The 17,111-nt window shown below is 64.0% G+C and carries 17 protein-coding genes; all 17 read right to left on the minus strand.

The window, feature by feature from the left end:
* Nucleotides 1-34: 34 nt before the first annotated feature.
* A complete protein-coding gene (locus SPHINGO391_RS11605) occupies nt 35-1,099 on the minus strand; it encodes a head maturation protease, ClpP-related (RefSeq protein ID WP_152008983.1) in 1,065 nt (354 codons plus the stop codon).
* A gap of 9 nt (nt 1,100-1,108) precedes the next feature.
* Nucleotides 1,109-1,372, minus strand: coding sequence for a hypothetical protein (locus SPHINGO391_RS11610; protein ID WP_152008984.1), 264 nt, complete (start codon nt 1,370-1,372; stop codon nt 1,109-1,111).
* A gap of 9 nt (nt 1,373-1,381) precedes the next feature.
* A complete protein-coding gene (locus SPHINGO391_RS11615) occupies nt 1,382-2,995 on the minus strand; it encodes a phage portal protein (RefSeq protein ID WP_152008985.1) in 1,614 nt (537 codons plus the stop codon).
* Complete coding sequence (locus tag SPHINGO391_RS11620; protein WP_152008986.1) at nt 2,995-5,001, minus strand: terminase gpA endonuclease subunit; 2,007 nt, start codon at nt 4,999-5,001, stop codon at nt 2,995-2,997. The genes SPHINGO391_RS11615 and SPHINGO391_RS11620 overlap by 1 nt, the downstream gene beginning before the upstream one ends.
* Nucleotides 4,998-5,606 carry a helix-turn-helix domain-containing protein gene (locus SPHINGO391_RS11625; protein ID WP_152008987.1) on the minus strand — a complete coding sequence of 203 codons (609 nt, stop codon included), beginning with the start codon at nt 5,604-5,606 and terminating at the stop codon, nt 4,998-5,000. The genes SPHINGO391_RS11620 and SPHINGO391_RS11625 overlap by 4 nt, the downstream gene beginning before the upstream one ends.
* A 202-nt stretch (nt 5,607-5,808) precedes the next feature.
* Nucleotides 5,809-6,360 (minus strand): phage tail protein, encoded by a 552-nt coding sequence (locus tag SPHINGO391_RS11630; RefSeq protein ID WP_152008988.1) that lies wholly within the window; start codon nt 6,358-6,360, stop codon nt 5,809-5,811.
* Between the two features lie 104 nt (nt 6,361-6,464).
* Nucleotides 6,465-7,259 (minus strand): hypothetical protein, encoded by a 795-nt coding sequence (locus tag SPHINGO391_RS11635; RefSeq protein WP_152008989.1) that lies wholly within the window; start codon nt 7,257-7,259, stop codon nt 6,465-6,467.
* Between the two features lie 277 nt (nt 7,260-7,536).
* Nucleotides 7,537-9,342 carry a DNA primase family protein gene (locus tag SPHINGO391_RS11640; protein WP_152008990.1) on the minus strand — a complete coding sequence of 602 codons (1,806 nt, stop codon included), beginning with the start codon at nt 9,340-9,342 and terminating at the stop codon, nt 7,537-7,539.
* Nucleotides 9,339-10,610, minus strand: a complete 1,272-nt coding sequence (locus SPHINGO391_RS11645) for a P4 alpha zinc-binding domain-containing protein (protein WP_152008991.1) — start codon at nt 10,608-10,610, stop codon at nt 9,339-9,341. The genes SPHINGO391_RS11640 and SPHINGO391_RS11645 overlap by 4 nt, the downstream gene beginning before the upstream one ends.
* Nucleotides 10,607-12,754, minus strand: coding sequence for a DNA cytosine methyltransferase (locus tag SPHINGO391_RS11650; RefSeq protein ID WP_152008992.1), 2,148 nt, complete (start codon nt 12,752-12,754; stop codon nt 10,607-10,609). The genes SPHINGO391_RS11645 and SPHINGO391_RS11650 overlap by 4 nt, the downstream gene beginning before the upstream one ends.
* The gene (locus tag SPHINGO391_RS11655) at nt 12,751-13,074 is read right to left on the minus strand and encodes a hypothetical protein (RefSeq protein WP_152008993.1); all 324 of its coding nucleotides are present in this window, start codon (nt 13,072-13,074) and stop codon (nt 12,751-12,753) included. Before SPHINGO391_RS11655 ends, SPHINGO391_RS11650 begins: the two co-directional genes overlap by 4 nt.
* Complete coding sequence (locus tag SPHINGO391_RS11660) at nt 13,074-13,679, minus strand: hypothetical protein (RefSeq protein ID WP_152008994.1); 606 nt, start codon at nt 13,677-13,679, stop codon at nt 13,074-13,076. Before SPHINGO391_RS11660 ends, SPHINGO391_RS11655 begins: the two co-directional genes overlap by 1 nt.
* A complete protein-coding gene (locus SPHINGO391_RS11665) occupies nt 13,676-13,888 on the minus strand; it encodes a hypothetical protein (RefSeq protein WP_152008995.1) in 213 nt (70 codons plus the stop codon). Before SPHINGO391_RS11665 ends, SPHINGO391_RS11660 begins: the two co-directional genes overlap by 4 nt.
* Nucleotides 13,885-14,253, minus strand: a complete 369-nt coding sequence (locus tag SPHINGO391_RS11670; RefSeq protein WP_152008996.1) for a hypothetical protein — start codon at nt 14,251-14,253, stop codon at nt 13,885-13,887. The genes SPHINGO391_RS11665 and SPHINGO391_RS11670 overlap by 4 nt, the downstream gene beginning before the upstream one ends.
* Nucleotides 14,250-15,422: a site-specific DNA-methyltransferase gene (locus tag SPHINGO391_RS11675; protein ID WP_244615173.1), complete on the minus strand. Its 1,173-nt coding sequence runs from the start codon at nt 15,420-15,422 to the stop codon at nt 14,250-14,252. Before SPHINGO391_RS11675 ends, SPHINGO391_RS11670 begins: the two co-directional genes overlap by 4 nt.
* Nucleotides 15,419-16,357: a ParB N-terminal domain-containing protein gene (locus SPHINGO391_RS11680; protein ID WP_152008997.1), complete on the minus strand. Its 939-nt coding sequence runs from the start codon at nt 16,355-16,357 to the stop codon at nt 15,419-15,421. The genes SPHINGO391_RS11675 and SPHINGO391_RS11680 overlap by 4 nt, the downstream gene beginning before the upstream one ends.
* Before the next feature lie 247 nt (nt 16,358-16,604).
* Nucleotides 16,605-17,090, minus strand: coding sequence for a phage regulatory CII family protein (locus SPHINGO391_RS11685; protein WP_152008998.1), 486 nt, complete (start codon nt 17,088-17,090; stop codon nt 16,605-16,607).
* Nucleotides 17,091-17,111: the final 21 nt, after the last annotated feature.

The following is a 17,111-nucleotide window of genomic DNA, read 5'->3' on the forward strand; positions in this document are numbered from 1 at the left end:
GCGATGCGGACTATGGGATTGTGAATGAGACCGTTCAGGCGCGCTTGCGCTCGACCCTGGCGGTGATGAGCTTGGAAAGTCCGCTTTCGGCCTTCTGGCCTCCTCCCGGCGCTGCAAGACCCGCCCCGGCGGCTGCGCGGGACTTGTCGTAGGCCGCTGCAGAAGGCTTATCTTCTTCCTCGGCGTCGGCGGCTGCGGCAGCTGGGGCGGAGGCGAGAACCGCCTTGACCTCGTCCACCGACATTTCCGTGGTTGCATGAAGATGTGCGGCGAGCGCCTCGCGGCCTTTCGCCTCGTCAAGAGCCATGATTTCCGCATGCCGTGAGCGGTCGGCCTTCACGGCTTCCCGAACCGCGTTGGCGGTGGCTTCATCGGTGTTGGCGGGCTTGGTATCCGCCTTCGGCTTGTCGGTCATGTTGGGGTTCTCCTTCTGGTGACCGGTTGGCGCCGTGGCGGATGCCGCCGGCGGTTTGCGTGTGGCCTGTTTCAGGCTCCATCCATTGGCGCTTGCCACCGCGCGGAGTTGATCCGGCGCATGAGCATAGGCGCGGTAATCGAATGCAGCGACGGCGGGCGCCGCGTTGTCATTGGCAGCATCGGCAAAACCTTCGGCGATCGCCTGCTCCGGCGTCAGCCAGGTTTCCGCCTTCATCACCTCCCGGCACTCGTCGGCGGTCTTGCCGGACTTCGCCGCGTAAACCCGCGCGTAGGCGGTGGCCAGCGCCTCGAGCGCCTCGACGGCCTTCTGGTGATCCGCTGATGTTCCGAATGAAATGCCCGCCGGATCATGGATCATCATGATCGCACCTGACGACATGGTGACCGTGTCGCCGGCCATGGCGATCAGCGAGGCGGCCGATGCGGCAATCCCGTCGACAAGGACATTGGTGTCCCCGGCCCTGCGGGACAGAAGAGCGTGGATCGCGGCGCCATCGGTTGCGTAGCCGCCACCCGAATTGATCACCACGAGCAGGTCCGAATCTTCTTCGACCGACGCCAGGGCGACCATTACCTCGTCATAGGTAAAGCCCTCGCCCCACCAGTTGTCTCCGACAAAGCCCGAGAGTGTCAGCGTCTGTCCGTCAAGTGTTGCAGCCATGATCTGTCCTCAAAAGTGGAAGCTGGCAGCGCCGCGGCGGCGCTTGCCCGATTTTGCGTCACAGGCCGCTGACAGGCGGCTCAGCTCGGCGTCGAGTTCGCTCATTGGGATGGATGCGTATCGCATCCGCCTGCGGGTCACCGGCGAGGCTATTTCCCCCTCTTCGACGGCCTCGCCCGCAAGCCGCCGGATCTTGACCGCATAGAGCGCCTGGAACAGTGCGCACGGGTCGTTGATGTCGACGGTGGCGCCATCGATTTTCACCGTTGCCATCCCGCACCCCTACTCGTTGTTCTGGACTTCCACCGGCTGCGCCGGCGCCGGTGCATCGCGGTCATAGGGAGATCGCATCCCGGCCTCGAGATAGCGCTGGTGGTCCGCACTGCGTTCGTCGAACAGCTCGTCCGCGTCCACACCCTTGAGTTCCGCCTCACGCGGGATGCTGGATGTGCCGTTGGCAATCCGCTCGCTGGCAGCCTTCTCGGATTTCAGGTCGTCCGCCGTCGGCTTCTCCGGGCCCTGCCACTGTGCCCAGGTGGCGGCGTCGCGATTGGCGCGATAGTTCGCAAGACCGCCCTTGAACGGAACGCGGCCCACCTCGATCATCTCGTCGAGCCATTGCTCGTAGATCATCTGGTAGGCGGGTGCTGCCACGTGCTCGCGTCGTCGCATCACCACCGGCCAGATCGAGGCGTTTTCCATCCGGACCGACGAATAGGTCGCGTCCGAATGGTCCATCGTATAGGCGCCGTAGGTAACGCCGATCGCCCTGGCCATGTCGCGGTCAAGCGACTGCGTGAGCGGCAGGTAATTGTCGCCCGGGGCCTCGGCCTGCTTGAACTCGAGCGCCTCGTCGGGCGCCAGAACCGGGATCCGGGAGCCGCCCGTCAGGCTGACGCCACCTTCCGACGCCCGGTCGAGGGTTGCACCGAGATGGCCCAGCACATTGTCATAGATCGACTTGCCGAGCGTGCTTCCGTCGCCCGAACCCTTGGCCAGTTCCTGCAGCGACTCGATCGCCTCCGCCGACGGCAGCTTCGACGTCAGCACCGCGGCGAAGAAGGTCTGCACGATCAATGTCTGCAGCGTCGCTTCGCGCGCGACTTCGGTCTGGGCATGCTGTTTCAGGATGGGCGTCAGTTTCGAAATGCCGCGCACATCGTCCGCGTCGAGCGGATCGAAGATATGCATGACGACCGGCCGTCCGCTCGCATCATATGCCGGATACCTCACCCGCTTCGGAAAGCCGCTGTGCTTCTCTTCGAACAGGTAGCCTTCCGGACGGCCGTTCGCATCGTGATACACCCCCTGCCAAAGCCGTTCGCCGACATTCGTATCCTGCAGCAGCCGCGGCGGCGGCACGAGCAGCGTCTTGGATCCGGTCGAAATACCGTAGCGCGCGCGCTCGCCGGCATCGAAATGGGTGAGTATCCCGGTGGTCTCACCAAACGCGATGTGCCAGCGAAGCGAGATGGCCACCAGCTGCGGAACCGTAAACTTGCCGCGGTGGTCGCACTCTCGTGCGTTCCAGGCGTACTTCTTCCATTCGGCCTTGACCAGCTTGGCCCAGGCCGTCGCCTCCTCCTTGTTCCAGCCGAGCCGCGTAAAGTCGGGCGCTGGCTTGAGAATGAGCTCGGAGCCAACGGTGTCTGCGATCACCTGGTCGACCGCCCCGGTCAGACGGCCGGAATTGTGGATGAAGTCGAGCGCCAGGGCTGCCGCCCTGCGCCAGGATCTCCGGATTTCATCCCGGCTGTCCGGCACCGGTGTCAACCGGGCAGCCAGCACGCCAGACGGACTGTCGCGCAACATGCGCATCACCGGCCGCGGTGCGCCTGACACGGCAGTGCCGCGCGCCAGCACCGTGCCGTCACGCGCCACATTCGGTACCCGCATCACTTTCGCCTCTTCCATTTTGCCAGCACGCTGTCGGCTGGTTCATTGTTCGACACGGTCGTCGGCGTCTCCTGCACCTGCACGTGCCGTGATGCCTCCTCGGCAATTTTCTGGGATGGCTGCGAGAACAGGGTCCTGCCCTCGGACGGCGTCAGCTGCGCCCGCAGTGCAGCCCAGCCCGCCGGCGTAAGCCGCGAAAGCCCCATATGCTCTGCCATCGCCATCGCGTAGATCCGACAATCGAGGAAATGGTTGTCCTTTCGGGTCTTCTTCCATTCCTCGATCACCCGGCCCCGGACCATCTTCTGGTCGAAGTATTCGGCCGTGAGCTGTCGAAAAAACTCCTCGTTCCGCGCCTCGCTGAAGTGGCAATACCCGGGAGGATCCGCCACCTCCCCGGACCGCAATCCGAGCCGGTGAAGGTTGCCGTAGAATTCGCCCTTCAGCGACCATGTTCCGACCGGCCAGAGCATCGTCGAACCGATGCGCTTGCGCTTGCCACCCTTGCGGACCGCCTTCCTGGTCGGCACCCCGATGGCAGGAACGCCACGGCCATGCTTGCCGGCGATCGCGTAGGTGTCGGGCCGTTCCCGGCACCATTCGAGCACCTGCGTGGTGCGATTGCCGTCGCCGGCGTCGACCGCCATCGCTTCCTGTCGCCGCTGCCCGCCAAACGTATCCGGCCAGGCCTTCCGGTAAAGCTGATCGAGCTTCACCCAGGCGCCGCCGTTCTTGTCGTCGGTGTCGCCCTCGAGAAACTCCGCATGGACCGACCAGGATTGCCGATCGGATCCGAAAGCGACGAACTCGACATAGATGCCGTTGTGCTGGACATCGGCGCCGGCAACGAAGATCAGACCCTCGGCCGGTATGACACCGTCGGGATAGTCCTCCCGGCGCTCGATCAACCGTTGCCAGTCGGGAGCATTTCCCCGCATCTGGTAGGGCAAGGCCCGCACCAGGTTGTGATAGTCCTTTGCCCCCGCCTCACCGCGTGGTTCGGCCTTGAGCTTGTCGTCGGCAATATCGCCGAGGCTCATGAGCAGGCTCATGAACGCATCGACATGAAAGCCGGGATGCCTGTCCGGTCCGGACTGGGTTGGCCGATAATGCCCCGCTCTCACCATTGGCACCCGCTCGGATTCGGTGATCCAGTGCCCGCAGGACGGGCAGACTACGACACTCTTGTGCGGATGCGCCCGATCGACCTGGAAGTGGTCGTCCGATTGCACGAAGTGCTCGTGACATTCGGCGCATGCGACAAACCAATGTCTCTGGTCGGAGCGCCTGAACGACCGGTCGATACGGCAATGGGCCGGATCGTCGCCGAGTACATCGCCCGAATCGAGTTCCGGGGTCGACAGCTCGAAAATCTTGTATGTGCGTTGCCTCCGGAACGCGGTGAAGCGTCCAAAGAACAGCGTCTCCGGGTCAGCTCCGTTCGACAGCTCGGCCCATTTCGAAACCTCGTCTTTCACGCCGAACCGGCATGTCTTCATGGACAGGTCCATGACGGTGTTGGCATTGGCGAGCGAAATATAACCGCCCGGAAACCGCTTCTCGTAGGTCGTCGAGTTGCGGCCGGACCGGCTCGTCACCGGCAGGATGATCTTCTTGCCGGTCTTCGCCTGCCAGGCGTCGATCAGTGGCTGCAGTTTCTGACCGTTGATGTCCTGGAGCGCGTCGATGCCCGGAACGCCATAAAGAACGTTGTCCGGCACAATCTCCGCGATGTAGAGGCACCAGGCGAGCGCAAGGATCGACACCCCGGTCTGTTGCGCCTTCCGCACGGTGACGAGGTTGGCGGGATGCTCCTGGCTGAGGCACTGGGCTATTTCGACCAGGTACGGCGCATCGTGGGGTGACCACAATTCACCTTTGCGGGGCCCGTCGACCAGGACGATGTTTTCCGACAGCCACTCCACGAAGGGCTTGGGCGGAACCGGCCTGATCGCATCCGATAACCGCGACGCGACCAGCTGCAAGGCACCCGGATGGATCGTCACAAGCCGGCCTCTTCGTCCTCGATCACATCCTTGTCCGGCGCCGCCGCGGCGATCTCCTTGAACTTCTCGGCGATCGACAGGTTGATCTTGTGCGCGACTTCTCTGAGCGCCAGACGAAGTCCGTGCACGCCTTCCTTTGCGAACGGCACCGACAGATCATCGGCGTGGTTTGGAAGCCTTGCGACCAGCGCCTGGGCTTCTCGGCCGAGACTGTCGAGCGCGGCCTCAACGAGTTCGGCCCTGATCAGCTTCCCGCACGCCTCATCATGCTCGAGCTTGAGCCGGCTGTAGCGCAGCCATTCGTTCCGCCGCCTGGCCTCCTCGAAGGAATCCGCGTCCGTCTCCGATGCAGTCGTGTCACCGCGTTTCGGCTTCTCGCCGCTCACGGACGGACGCGATGCCATGACCTTGGCCGGGTTCTGAAACTTGCCCCGGTAGTGATCGATATGGGCAACCGACACGCGGACGATGCGATCGCGGCTGTCCCGCTCCACCGGGATCTCATGCTTCGCGATGAGCTCACGCACGGTCTTCGAAATCGCCTGGCGGGAAATTCCGTCGCGTTCGGCGATCTCCGACAGCGTCATCATCACTGTCTCGACCATGACTTCCTCAAAATCCTGAATGACAACCTGACAACGCTCTGCTCACGCCACTGACAACCTGACAACCCAACCAGAACCACTGCAAAACTGGCAGTTTTTCGGGGTCGTCCCGCCCCGCTTGGGTTGGAGGCGGGATACGGTCCCTTTTTTCCGGCGAGCCCACACGAGGTTTGCGGCTTGTGTCACACACTCGTCGGTGCAGTCAGCGTGCGGCAAGGCGGGACAGACGGCGGTCGACCTCGTGCAGAAGCCGGGCGGCGAAGTCACGATCCATAATCTCCTCGGCCATCCGCTGGAATTCACCGTGCCGGTCGGCGCCCATGGCATGGGCAGGGTTGGCGGCGTAAAGCTCGCGAACCGGTGTTCGGCTCTTTCCCTTTCGGATCAGAACGGCATTGCCGCCGGATATCTTTGAATGGGCGACGAACGCCCCAGCATAGGAGCCACGTCCGCGAACGCTCACACCCTTTCGGGTTTGCCGCGCGCTCAGTTGTGCCAGCGAAATCCAGCGCGAACGCAGTTTGATCTCGACATCGTCGCCGGTCAGCCGCATGGCTGCTGCACCGCGGACAAATCGGTAAGGCAGACCGGAATAACTCGCAGCCAGCCTCGTGATCTGGGTGCGCGCCTTCTTGCCGGTGTGATTGACGGCCGAGCGAAACGCCTTGGCCTTCAGATCAGCCGGAAGGCGATGCATCGCCGCACCGAGCGCCCGGAAGTCACTGGCATCGATGTGAAGTGCTGCGCCGGCCACCTGACGGTCTCCCAATGAAAAACCCGCCGGCGGCGTGGGGGCCGAGGCGGGTTGAACCTTTCCTTTTCAGGGTGAGATGACCATTGTCAACTTTTCGCCGCCTGTCAAAGAAAAAGCGACAAAGAGTGAGAGGGGTCTCCCCCGACCGGCTGGCCCATCACTACTGTCCACGGTGCGGTCGTGGGGACTTCGGCGGTCAATTCATGACTTGAAAGTTGTCCCGCAACCTCTCGGGCTACATGGCGCACGGACAGCGCCCAAACAGACCGGCGGAACCGGTCGATCGCCAATCCGGCCACATCTTCGGTCAACCGGTATTTTCGATAAGCGCCAGCGCGGGGACGATGGCTGCGAGGATTGAACCCATCCACCTCCCGTTCGATCGGGTTTCCAAAGGCATCCTGACCGGGAACTTTCACGAACCATGCCGGCTTGCCGCCCCGCATCACCATGGCCCGGCCCGGCTCATCACCCCGCCAATCCGGCTTGCGGCCGAGCACGGCGCGAGCGATCAGCATGGCCTGGATTTCCTGTCCGGTCATGACGGCGAGCCGCGGACGCACCCGCTCCACGCAAGCCGCAACAAGCCCGTCTTCATCAGGCCAGTCGGGAAACGGTGTCCAGTCCTCGGATATCGAGATCCGTGCGTTGCCGAGCCCGGCCACAGCCGAACCCACCAGAAGGGCATCCGGGTGAGGATCCCCCTCATCCATGTAAGCCGGCACAACGCCGTGAGCATTGATCGACGCATCGATGACCGTGCCGAGAATGCCGAGATCATAGACCATGCCCCACGATGAAGATGTGGAAGCGCCGAGGCCGCCGCCAGGACGCTCCGCCTTCGGCAGTTCATGCCGGTAAGCCCATTCGAGGAGCTCAATAATGGCAATCTGTTTCATGGCATTTTGTCCTGTCTTGTCGGCTGCACCACTTTGCACCACTTTGCGATAGTTATGACGATAGTTATTCTATTTATATTTCAATGCCTTGCATCACTTGCGCCAGTTGTTGAGGGGCTATACGTATGCAGTTTTTCCTTTCGCAGTGTTTTCCATACGTATAGGGTCGCGATAAGTGATGCAGACTGGTGCAAGCCATTGTTTTCATTCCCCCAAACCCCCTTGATCAACTATCGCAGACTGGTGCAGAACTGGTGCAACTGGTGCAGAATTGGCCTCAAATTGGCGGGATATCGTCCCAGTAGCCCGGTGGTGACCCGCCTGTTTCGCCCTCGCCGCGCGGCACGTTCTCCAGCCTGACGCCGAGATAATGGTTGGTTCGCCCCTCCTCGCGCTCGAACTTGCGCTTCATAATCAGCCCGAACCGCGTCAAGGAAATCGGCTTGCCCCCCTGGTCGACGGTGTAATTGACATAGGCGTGATAGAAATCCTTGGCCGTAACCCGCGCACCCGGCTCTGTGCGCACACAGGCGGCGCAGAAGGCGGCAGTCGGGTCCATCTCGTCGCGATAGTCCTGGGTGGCGCGGGCAACCGCTTCCGGGATCACCAGCCCCTCCTCCAAAAACACCCGCATGCCCTCGATCAGCCAGTTGAGAATGCCCGGAAACTCCGGCTCGAACTCCGCCATCACGTCTTCAAAGTCGCGCTGTTCCTCTGGCCTGAGCTGGACCGGCCAGTGGATCACGCACATGCGCCGCCAGATGCCGTTGTCCATGCCGGTGATCTTGGGATAGCCGTTGCCGCTCATGTGTGGCGTGAACTTCGGATCGAAGTCGAAATAGCCCTGGTGGAGGTCGCGCGCGGTGATCGCCTCGCCGCCTGTCACCTCTTTCACAAGGTTCTCCTTTAGGTCCTCGCCCTGGGGAAGCTCCTTGACGCGCAGAAAACGCCGCCCATAGAGCCGGGCGATATCGGGCGAGGCCGATCCGCCGGTGTTGCTTTCCCCGATGAAGGAGGTGGCCGGCAGCGTCACAGAGGCCGAGGCCAGCAACCGGCAGATCACCTCCATGGCGACCGACTTGCCGTTGGCGCCGGACCCGTAGTGGAAGAACAGCTTCTGCACCGTGACGCCGACAAGGCCGAGCGCAAATGCAATCTGCACCAGCTTGCGCACCTCCGGGTCAGGCAGCATCCGGGTGAGAAAGGCTGTCCAACGCGGACATGAGGCCTCCGGGTCATAGTCCACCGGCACCAGCTGGGTGATCAGGTCTTCGCGGCGATGCCCCTGCAGCACATTGACATGCGCCCGCACCGTCTCCTCATCTTCCTGCGCGTCCGACTGCGCCGGCACGGTGACAGTCTCGCGGTTAAACCGGATCGTGTGATTGAGCGTGGCAAAGGAATAGAGATCGGCGTTAAAATCATCTGGGCTGCGCATGATGTGCGGCGCGAGGCAGGCGAGCATCGAAGTTAAACGCGCCATGTTCTTCGAACTCACGGCATGGTCCGCCCGACGGCCGACGCGCTTCTGCCAGGACTTGGTCGCGTCTTCCGCCAGCTTCTTCGCTTTCACCTCGGCTTTGCCAAGCTCATCGTCAGGACGTTGAAGGAATTGACCACCGGCATCGAGAGCCGCCTGTTCCTGCGGCATCGGATGGATGTGTTCACATTCGAGCCGGATCAATTCGCCGAGCTGCTGGGCCAGCGCCAGGGCTCTCGGTCCGCCATTATCCGTATCCCAGTGCGTTCCGGTCCAGACTGCATAGAACGGGCTCTTTGCCTTGGATTGCATCACCACCAGCAGATCGGAGCCGAAATGCGACCGCAACCTCACGGCATTGTCCGTGTCCGAGTGATCGAGCTTGGCACATTCGGCAACGATTTCTGCGAGACCCTTCTTTGCCGTGGTGCCCGAAAATCCGGCCTTCTGCCCCTCGGCGCGACCGGCCTCGCGTTCGGCACCAGTTTCACCACCGCCACGATCGTCAGAAGGGGGTTCGGGGGCTCGGCTTTCACCCCGCTCATAGTTCATCGCATCGAGATGTGCCTGAACGGCCGCAGGAAGTTTGACATGCTTGTTCACGCTGCCTCACCCCGCTGCGCAGCAAGAATGATCTCTGCCCAGTCCTGCCCTCGCGGTGGCCAGGCGGTGCAGACGTCGATACCTGGTGCAATCAGCCCCGCGCGAGCCTCGGCGCGAGCCATGTGCGCGGCAGTCCAGACGGGCTCAGAATCACCATCGCCGAGAAACAGAAGATCGCGCACATGGGCGCCAAGAGGGAAGCCTTCGGAAAGCCGCTCCGGGTCAGGATCCGGACTCGGCATCATCACCGGCCGGGTGGCGCCATTGGCATTGACCTTCGTGTCGGTCGGATGGGCAAACCGCCCGGTGCGCGCGGCCGCCCCCGCCAGGTTGCCGATATCGCCCGCTGCGGCATAGAAGGTTGAAAGCGCTGTCGCCTTGTCGTCATCGAGCTCGGCCGTGAACCATGCGGCGACATTCTCGATCCCCTCTCCCACCACCCAGCGCTCAGCACTCATCTCGCCCGCGACGGGCAGAAGCCCGCCCTTTTTCGAGCCGCGCATCTTCTTGCTCTTGAGGGCCTCTCCGGTGTCTGGGCAGATGAGCTTGGGCCGGTACTTGGGCCCCGCACCCAGATCGATCCAGGTCTGGTGAATGCCGATCATCTGTCCAGCGCCATCGACGAACGGCAGCACCATGGCCAGACCGCACCAGATGTCGCGGGCAAAGCCCCGCTCATCCCTGCCATGCCAGTAGGTAAGCTTCGGCTCGAACCGTATTGCCTTGCAGCAATGCGCCCCGGCCTCGATCGGCAAGCCAGAACGGAGATTGAGATAACGGAAGGCCGGTGCCCGCGATGCGGAGCCAGCCGCCTCATAGATGCCCCGACATTTCGCCAGTTCGCGATCGCGATAGTCATTGGCCTCCCGGTCGCGCTCTGCCGCATCGGCCTCGGCCCGTGCTCTCAGCGCCTCAGCCTCGGCCTGAATTTCGGCGCGTCGCTCGTCGCTCACCTGCTCGCAGGCATCGGGCACCGCCTCGCCAAGCACCAGGCCGCAGGCTTCGAGAAACTCGGCGCGCTGCCCGACATCGAGGCCGCGAACGTGTGCGGACATGCCGATCGCATCATTGCCGCCGATGGAACCGCCGCGACAGTTCCACTTGTTCTTGGCGGTGTTGAGAGCGAACCGGTCGTTGCCGCCACAACGCGGACAGGGCATTGCCTGCTCCGCCGCACGGCCCTTGATGGTGATCCCCAGACGGGGCGCGGCTTCTGCAATGGAGACTTTGCGGGCGCGGGCGACGAACAGCTCGAGGATCTCGCTCATTCCGCGGCCTCCTGAAACTCGGCCAGGTGCGGCACATTGGCCCGCGTGATGGCCTCAGCCAGCGGAGGGCAGACGCTGTTGCCGGCGCGGCCCACCTGGTCGGATTTCGAGAACACGTTGCCTTCGAGATCGCGGTCGATCTCGTAATCCGCTGGGAATCCTTGCGCGTTGAACAGTTCGCGTGGCGTCAGCATCCGCATGCCGATGTCGACCATCACCAGCATGACGCCCTCGACCTCGAGCGTTACGAACTCGCGCTCATCCCAGAAGCCATGAGCCCGCAGGAACGCCGCCACCTCGCGGGCGCGGTCGTGGTGTTCCGGTCCGAACGGAGGCGCGGCAAGTGCTGCCAGCGAAAGGCAGAAACGGTCCTTCGTGGTAACTGTGTGCAGCGGGTCGCGCGGTTCCTGCCCGTCGCCTGTGCCGTAATATTTGGTCAGCGCACCGGCCACGAGAGCGGACTGGCCGCCGCCTGTACAGGCCACCCGAGCGGGTTCATCCGCTGCGCTAGCGCGCCGGTCGCTGCCCTTCATGGAAAGCATGCTGGCCGCGACGACGCCCTGCTGCGCGCCCGATGCCGTCACCGTCGAAACCGGCTCATCGGCCTCGCGCCCCGGATTGACCCCGCCAACCCGCCTGCTGTCGTTGTTGTGCTGGGCAATAAAAGCAGCCGCTGAAGCGCCGGACAAAAACCGACACCCCTTTTGCTGATCCAAACTCGAGCCATCTTTCAAACGGAGACATGCTCGATGTTCAGTTTTAGATTCAAGAACTTCACCTTTCGCGGTAAAGGCCTTGTCGGACTCATAGCGCTCGCTATCCTTTGCACCATGGTTGTTCTTTTCCGGTTTGGGTGACCCCGCTGCCAAAAAGGCCGCCACCGGCGCGTGCTTGACGCCCCCGGCGACCACTGTCCCGAGCGGCGCGTCCGGATCGAGCGACCGAGGCGCCTGCCCCTCCCTCTCGCCATAGCCGGTCTGGGCCAGCGAGGCCGCAACGCAGGTCAACCCCGCCCCGCCGGCCGTCACCGTGTGCGCCGGTTCATCCGCACCCTGGAACGGCTTTCCGGCGTTTCGCATGGTCATCAGGTGCGGCGTCACCACGCCAAGCGGGGCAGCCCCACCCGGGCGCTTGTGGAAGCTGTTGGCAGTCACGGTCGGCACCGGTTCATACATACTCGCGCCGGTGGCGCCGGAGTTGAACCGGGTCAGCGAGGGCGCAACGACCGCCTTCTCGCCACGGTTCGCCCCGGTCACGGTCCGCATCGGCTCGGCTGCGTCTTCAAGCCGGGCCCCGTGGGTCAGGTTGACCAGAAACGGCCTTGCCGCATCCAGCACGTAACGCTTGATGCCGCGCGCCACCCGGGCTTGCGTGTTGCCTGCCAGTGGCCGCACCGCGCGCAAATTGTGCTTGCTGAGGATCTCCGCCTTGCTGTCGAAGATCGAAGGGCACACGATCGACCAGTCAATGACATCGCGCCCCGCCGTCAGCCAGGGCTTTAGCTTGCCCGAACGTACGTCCTCGCTGTCGGGATGCCCGTGCGTCGGCTCCGGCCAGACTATCTTTTGTCCGTCGAACCGGATCAGGATGAACACCCGCTTCCGGATCGTCGGCGCGCCATAGTCGCAGGCCCTCAGCTCCCGCCATTCGATCTTGCCGCCGAGCTGCCGCAGCTTCTTGCACCACTTCTGGAAAGTCTCGCCCTTGCGGTCGGGATCCGGCACAAGTCCCTTTCCCGTTGTCAGCAGCGGCCCCCAGGTCTGGAATTCCTCGACATTCTCGATCGCCACCACATCGACCTTTCCGCCCGATTTCTGGATACGCTCGATCCATCCGGGGATGATCCATGCGAGGTCGCGGATGTTCCTCTGCACCGGCGCGCCGCCCTTGGCCTTCGAGAAGTGTTTGCAGTCGGGCGAGAACCAGGCGAAGCCGATATGTGCGCGGTTGAAATGGTCGAGCGGATCGACCTGGTAGACGTTCTGGCACAGGTGGATCGCATCGGGATGGTTGACCGCGTGCATGGCGACCGCCACCGGATCGTGGTTGATCGCGTAATCCGGCGAGCGCCCCAGCGCCATTTCGATTCCGGTGGAAGCACCGCCGCCGCCAGCGAAACAGTCGATGATGATCGGTCGCGTCAAGCCCGTGCCTCCAGCTGCTCGCCGCGCGCTGCGGCGATATCGTCGTCTCCGGCCACGCGCAGGCGACCGGTTCGGGTCAGCAGGTCGATCGCCTGGTCAAGTTCGTAGATTCCGGGCATCGAACGGACCCAGTTCTCGCGGCGATGGGTTATGAAGGGCGTGCCGGGTCGGGTGCCGCGCAGCTGGTAGGCCGAGGTAATCGAGCGGGTGTTTTCGAGGGTCTCCGGGTCAAGGCCATGGGCGAGTGCTGCCTCGCGGCATTGCCAGAGGCTCGGCGCGATGATGTAGAGCGGCCGCTGCTCGCGGAGAACACGCGCCATCATGGCTCCGCCCTCCCCTTGCCGTCGGCAAGCGCTTCCAACCGGCAGCGACCGGCAAGCGCGATCATCACGCGGGCGGGCTGGCCTGGTCGCAAGGTCCGGCGTATCCACTTGCGGCTTTCGAGCTCGCGGAACCGCCGACGAGCGGTCTCGAGCCCGAATCCGCAAGCCTGGCAGACCTCCTCGAGCGTGAGGTCGAATTCCGCCTGGCGCGCCCCGCCGGCCCTGGCGCGCAGTGCATCGATCGCCATCAGCGTGGCGTCGAGCGCCCGGTCCACCGCAGCAGATGAGACGGCGCGCCGCTTGGGCCCCGCGCTCGGCCTGCACCTCGTGTCGTCGCCCTCGCCCCGAGGACTGATGAGCGGGCAGCGCCGATCACCCATTGCCGCGAGCGCATGCGGCGACAGCCCGAGCCAGTCGCCAATCTCCCGCAGGTCATCACCGCGCTCTTGCATCAGCCTGATGGCGGATACCTGTTCGGCCGGCTCCATCGCCTCGAAATGCGGCGCGATCGCTGACGGACTGCCGAAAGGGCCGCCCGGAAGCCGCTGTGCGATGTGCGGAAACGGTCCAATGAACCAGGAACTGCCAAGGCCAGCCGTCATCGGATTGCCTCTGGATGTGCCGGGCGCAGTGCGCCGGTCTTCTCCCGCACCAGGTCGAGCACTTTCGCGACCCGCGAGGGATGCAGCGACACTTGCGCACCGATCTCGTCGTGATCGAACCCCGCCTGCCACAACGCCACGATACCCAACTGCTTGATCGCCGAAGGGAACCCCCTGGCCGGACTGCCGACATGAAGATGGATGCTCATGAGATCCTCCGTTCGCTGATCACCATGCCGCCCACCGCGGCTGCGAGGTTTGAATCAAGCCCGGACTGCGCGTGGTGCCGCGCGGCCCATTCGGCGAGTTTTTCCAGATCCTCGGCCGACAGGCCTACGAGATCTCCAAGCCCCCGCCGCTCGATGAAAGCCCACTCGAGCGCCGAGCGGAACTTGCGCGGCTCGAACCAGGACCCGATAACCTTGGCGCCGGAGGGCAACGACCTCACCTCGTCGATGCGGGTCAGCATCCGGCACCATGAGGGCGCCGCTTCGACGCCGAGCACGGCCAGCACCGCTCGCGGCGGATGGTTGGTGACGATGGTGAGACGGATGTCCGGGCGACGGGGTGTCATGCAGTCACCCCGTCAAACAGCGGGCCTATATCGGGCGAAGCATCGGCCACCGGCGCAGCTCGCCATTCCTTCTCGATTCGGCTGCGGGCCATCGCGGCATATTCAGCATTGAGCTCGATCAGCGCGGCCCGGCGTTGATGGCGCAGCGCGACAAGCGCGGTGGTCCCCGCGCCACCGAAGGGATCGAGCACAACGCCACCCCGCGGGCAACCGGCGAGGATGCACCGTTCCGCAAGCTCCGGCGGAAAGGTGGCAAAATGCGCCTCGGGAAAAGCACGCGTGGCAATGGGCCAAACACTGATCGGGGCCGGTTCATAATTGCGCAGGTTGCGCCCAAGCCCGCGCGGGGTACCGTCGAGCGTCGTGTGACAGATATGATCTGCATGCCTTGGCGACGCGATCTTTGAGGCCCTCACCTTCTCGCGCCTCTCTCCGCTCGGGATCGCCTCACCCAGATGATGGCGCCCGTAGGCGCCTCCGGAGAGCGTCGACATATCGACCCGACGATTGCCCACTGTTTGGCGCGGCCCTGGCACGCTGCCGACGTAGGACCCACCGCGGAAGCCATTGGCGTCCTCACCCTGCCCCCTGTTCTGACGAACCGCCTCGGCGTCGTAGTGATACCGGGCCGACTTGGTGAACAGGAAGATTTTCTCGTGGGATGTGGCGGGGCGGTCCTTGATGCTCTCCGGCATCGGGTTTGACTTTCCCCAAACAATCTCGGCCCGAACATACCAGCCCGCGTCCTGCATCGCGATTGCGAAGCGGTTTGGAACCATGCACAAGTCCTTGGCCTTCAAGGTTCCCTGAATCGTCGAGAACGGCTTGTCGCGGAAAGTCCGGTCATCTTTGCCTGTTGCCTTCGTATCTGCGGCACTCCTCCCGTTCGGACTTGTGGCGTAGCAGTCGCCATAATTGACCCAGCAGGTTCCGGTCGGCTTGAGCACCCGCCGGACCTGCTCGAACACATCGACCATTACGGCAAGGTGCTCTACCAGCGTCGGCTCCAGCCCGATCTGTCCTTCGACCCCGTAGTCGCGCAGACCCCAATAGGGTGGCGAGGTCACCACACAGTCCACGCTGTCCGCGTCCATGCCAGCCAACACTGCGAGACAATCGCCGATATGAAGCCCCACGCGACCGTCAAGAAACACCTGCGCCGCGCTCACTTCCCCGCCTCCTCTGCCCGCGTGAAGGCCGACCGGTCGGGGAACACCTGGTCGAGCCGGTCCTGCAGGTCTCCCATCAAGAGGCGGTAGACCGCGGCCGATGGCTTGCCGTCGCGCTTGGCCTGCCGGTAACGGTCCTCGGCCCGGGCCAGCAGCCGCACAAGCCCTTCCCGATCGAGAAACCGGGCGAGCGCCCCTGCGGCGCCGGGCGCATCGAGATAATCGTCAAGGCCTTCAACCGCGCCATACCAGGCGCGCAGCATCACGTGGGTCCAGAGCCCGGCGTCGGCCCCGCCTTCGCTGCTCTGTTTGAGACTCGCCAGTGCGATCTCAAGCCGCCATAGCGCCCATGTATCGGCAGCGTTGTCGCGCTCGGCGAGACTGCGCACCCATTGCACGGCGTAGACTTCACCGGGCTTGCGCTCATGGGTGGCGCGGTTGGAGGTCATCAACCGGCATCCGGCGCGGGTGATCGCCCGGTCGGCCTCGATCGCCCAGGCCTCGCCTGCAGTCAGGCTGGCGCGCAGCACGTGAAAGGTCGAGATGGCCGTCACATTGCCATTGATGCCCATGAAGGCGCGGGCCTGGCCCTCAAGCGGCTGCGCGACGATGCGCACCGGAACCTTGTCGATGCCGACCATCGCCGCCGCGTGCACCCGGTGCTGCCCGTCGATGACCGAGAACAGCTGGTCGCCGATCGGTGCGACGTCGACGACCGTGAACAGGCTCCAGTCGAACGATTTGGCAATACGGCCGATGGCCTCCCAGTTGTGCCGCTGCAGCGGCCGCTGGTAACGGTCGTCGATCCGGAGCTTCGAGATTTCCACCCAGCCGAGATGCGGGCGATCGCCGCGCACCACGGGCTTTTCCATGGCGGCGGGAACCGTGACCGGGCGCAGGGCGCCAGGCTGGCTTTGATTGACTGGCACGCTCATTTGCCGAACCTCGACAATGGTGACCGGGCAAAGCCTGCCCGGCCCTCCACGGCATCCATCGCGGCGACATCGGCCAGCGCCAAATGGCGACCGACGGTGCGGAACGATGGGATCGCGTGACCGGCAAACACGTGTGCCGACCGTGGACGGCGACGGAGAAGTCCTACGCCGCCCCCTCCGTCGCCTTTTGTCGCGGACAGATGGTCTCCGTCCCGTCCGCAACAACCTCTGGAAACAAGCCGCGCCATCACTCGCCCTCCCCACCGACGATCTTGAGATCGCCGGCCCGCACGTGGGCGAGCGTCTGGCGCAAATCCGAAAGCCCGCGCTCAAGCACCGAGACTGCCCGGTCGACGGTCAGCGCCTCTGCGGGCGTCACCTTGCCGTCGGCCAGCGCAATGGCGCCGGCGCTCATGACCTCGCCGGCGTGGCGCACTGCTTCGGCATAGGCGGAGAGAACATCGGCGTTCTGCCGAGTGGCCTCGGTATCGTCGGCCAGGCGACGCCCGTTGAGCTCGGCCATCACGCTGGTGACCACGGCGACGCCGCAATGCTCTTCCAGCATCAGCACCGCGTTGAGCGGCATCAGGTCGGTGTCCTGGGCATTGTTCCAGCGGCCGACATGGCTCTTGGAGATCGAGGTGATCTCGGCTGAGCGTTCGATGCCGCCCGACAGCGCGATCAGATCCCGCTGCGCCGCCTTGATGCGGTAAAACCATGCATTCTTGAGCATTGGACACACCTTTCCCGTTCC

This window comes from Hoeflea sp. EC-HK425, from assembly GCF_902498795.1.
GTDB lineage: Bacteria > Pseudomonadota > Alphaproteobacteria > Rhizobiales > Rhizobiaceae > Hoeflea > Hoeflea alexandrii.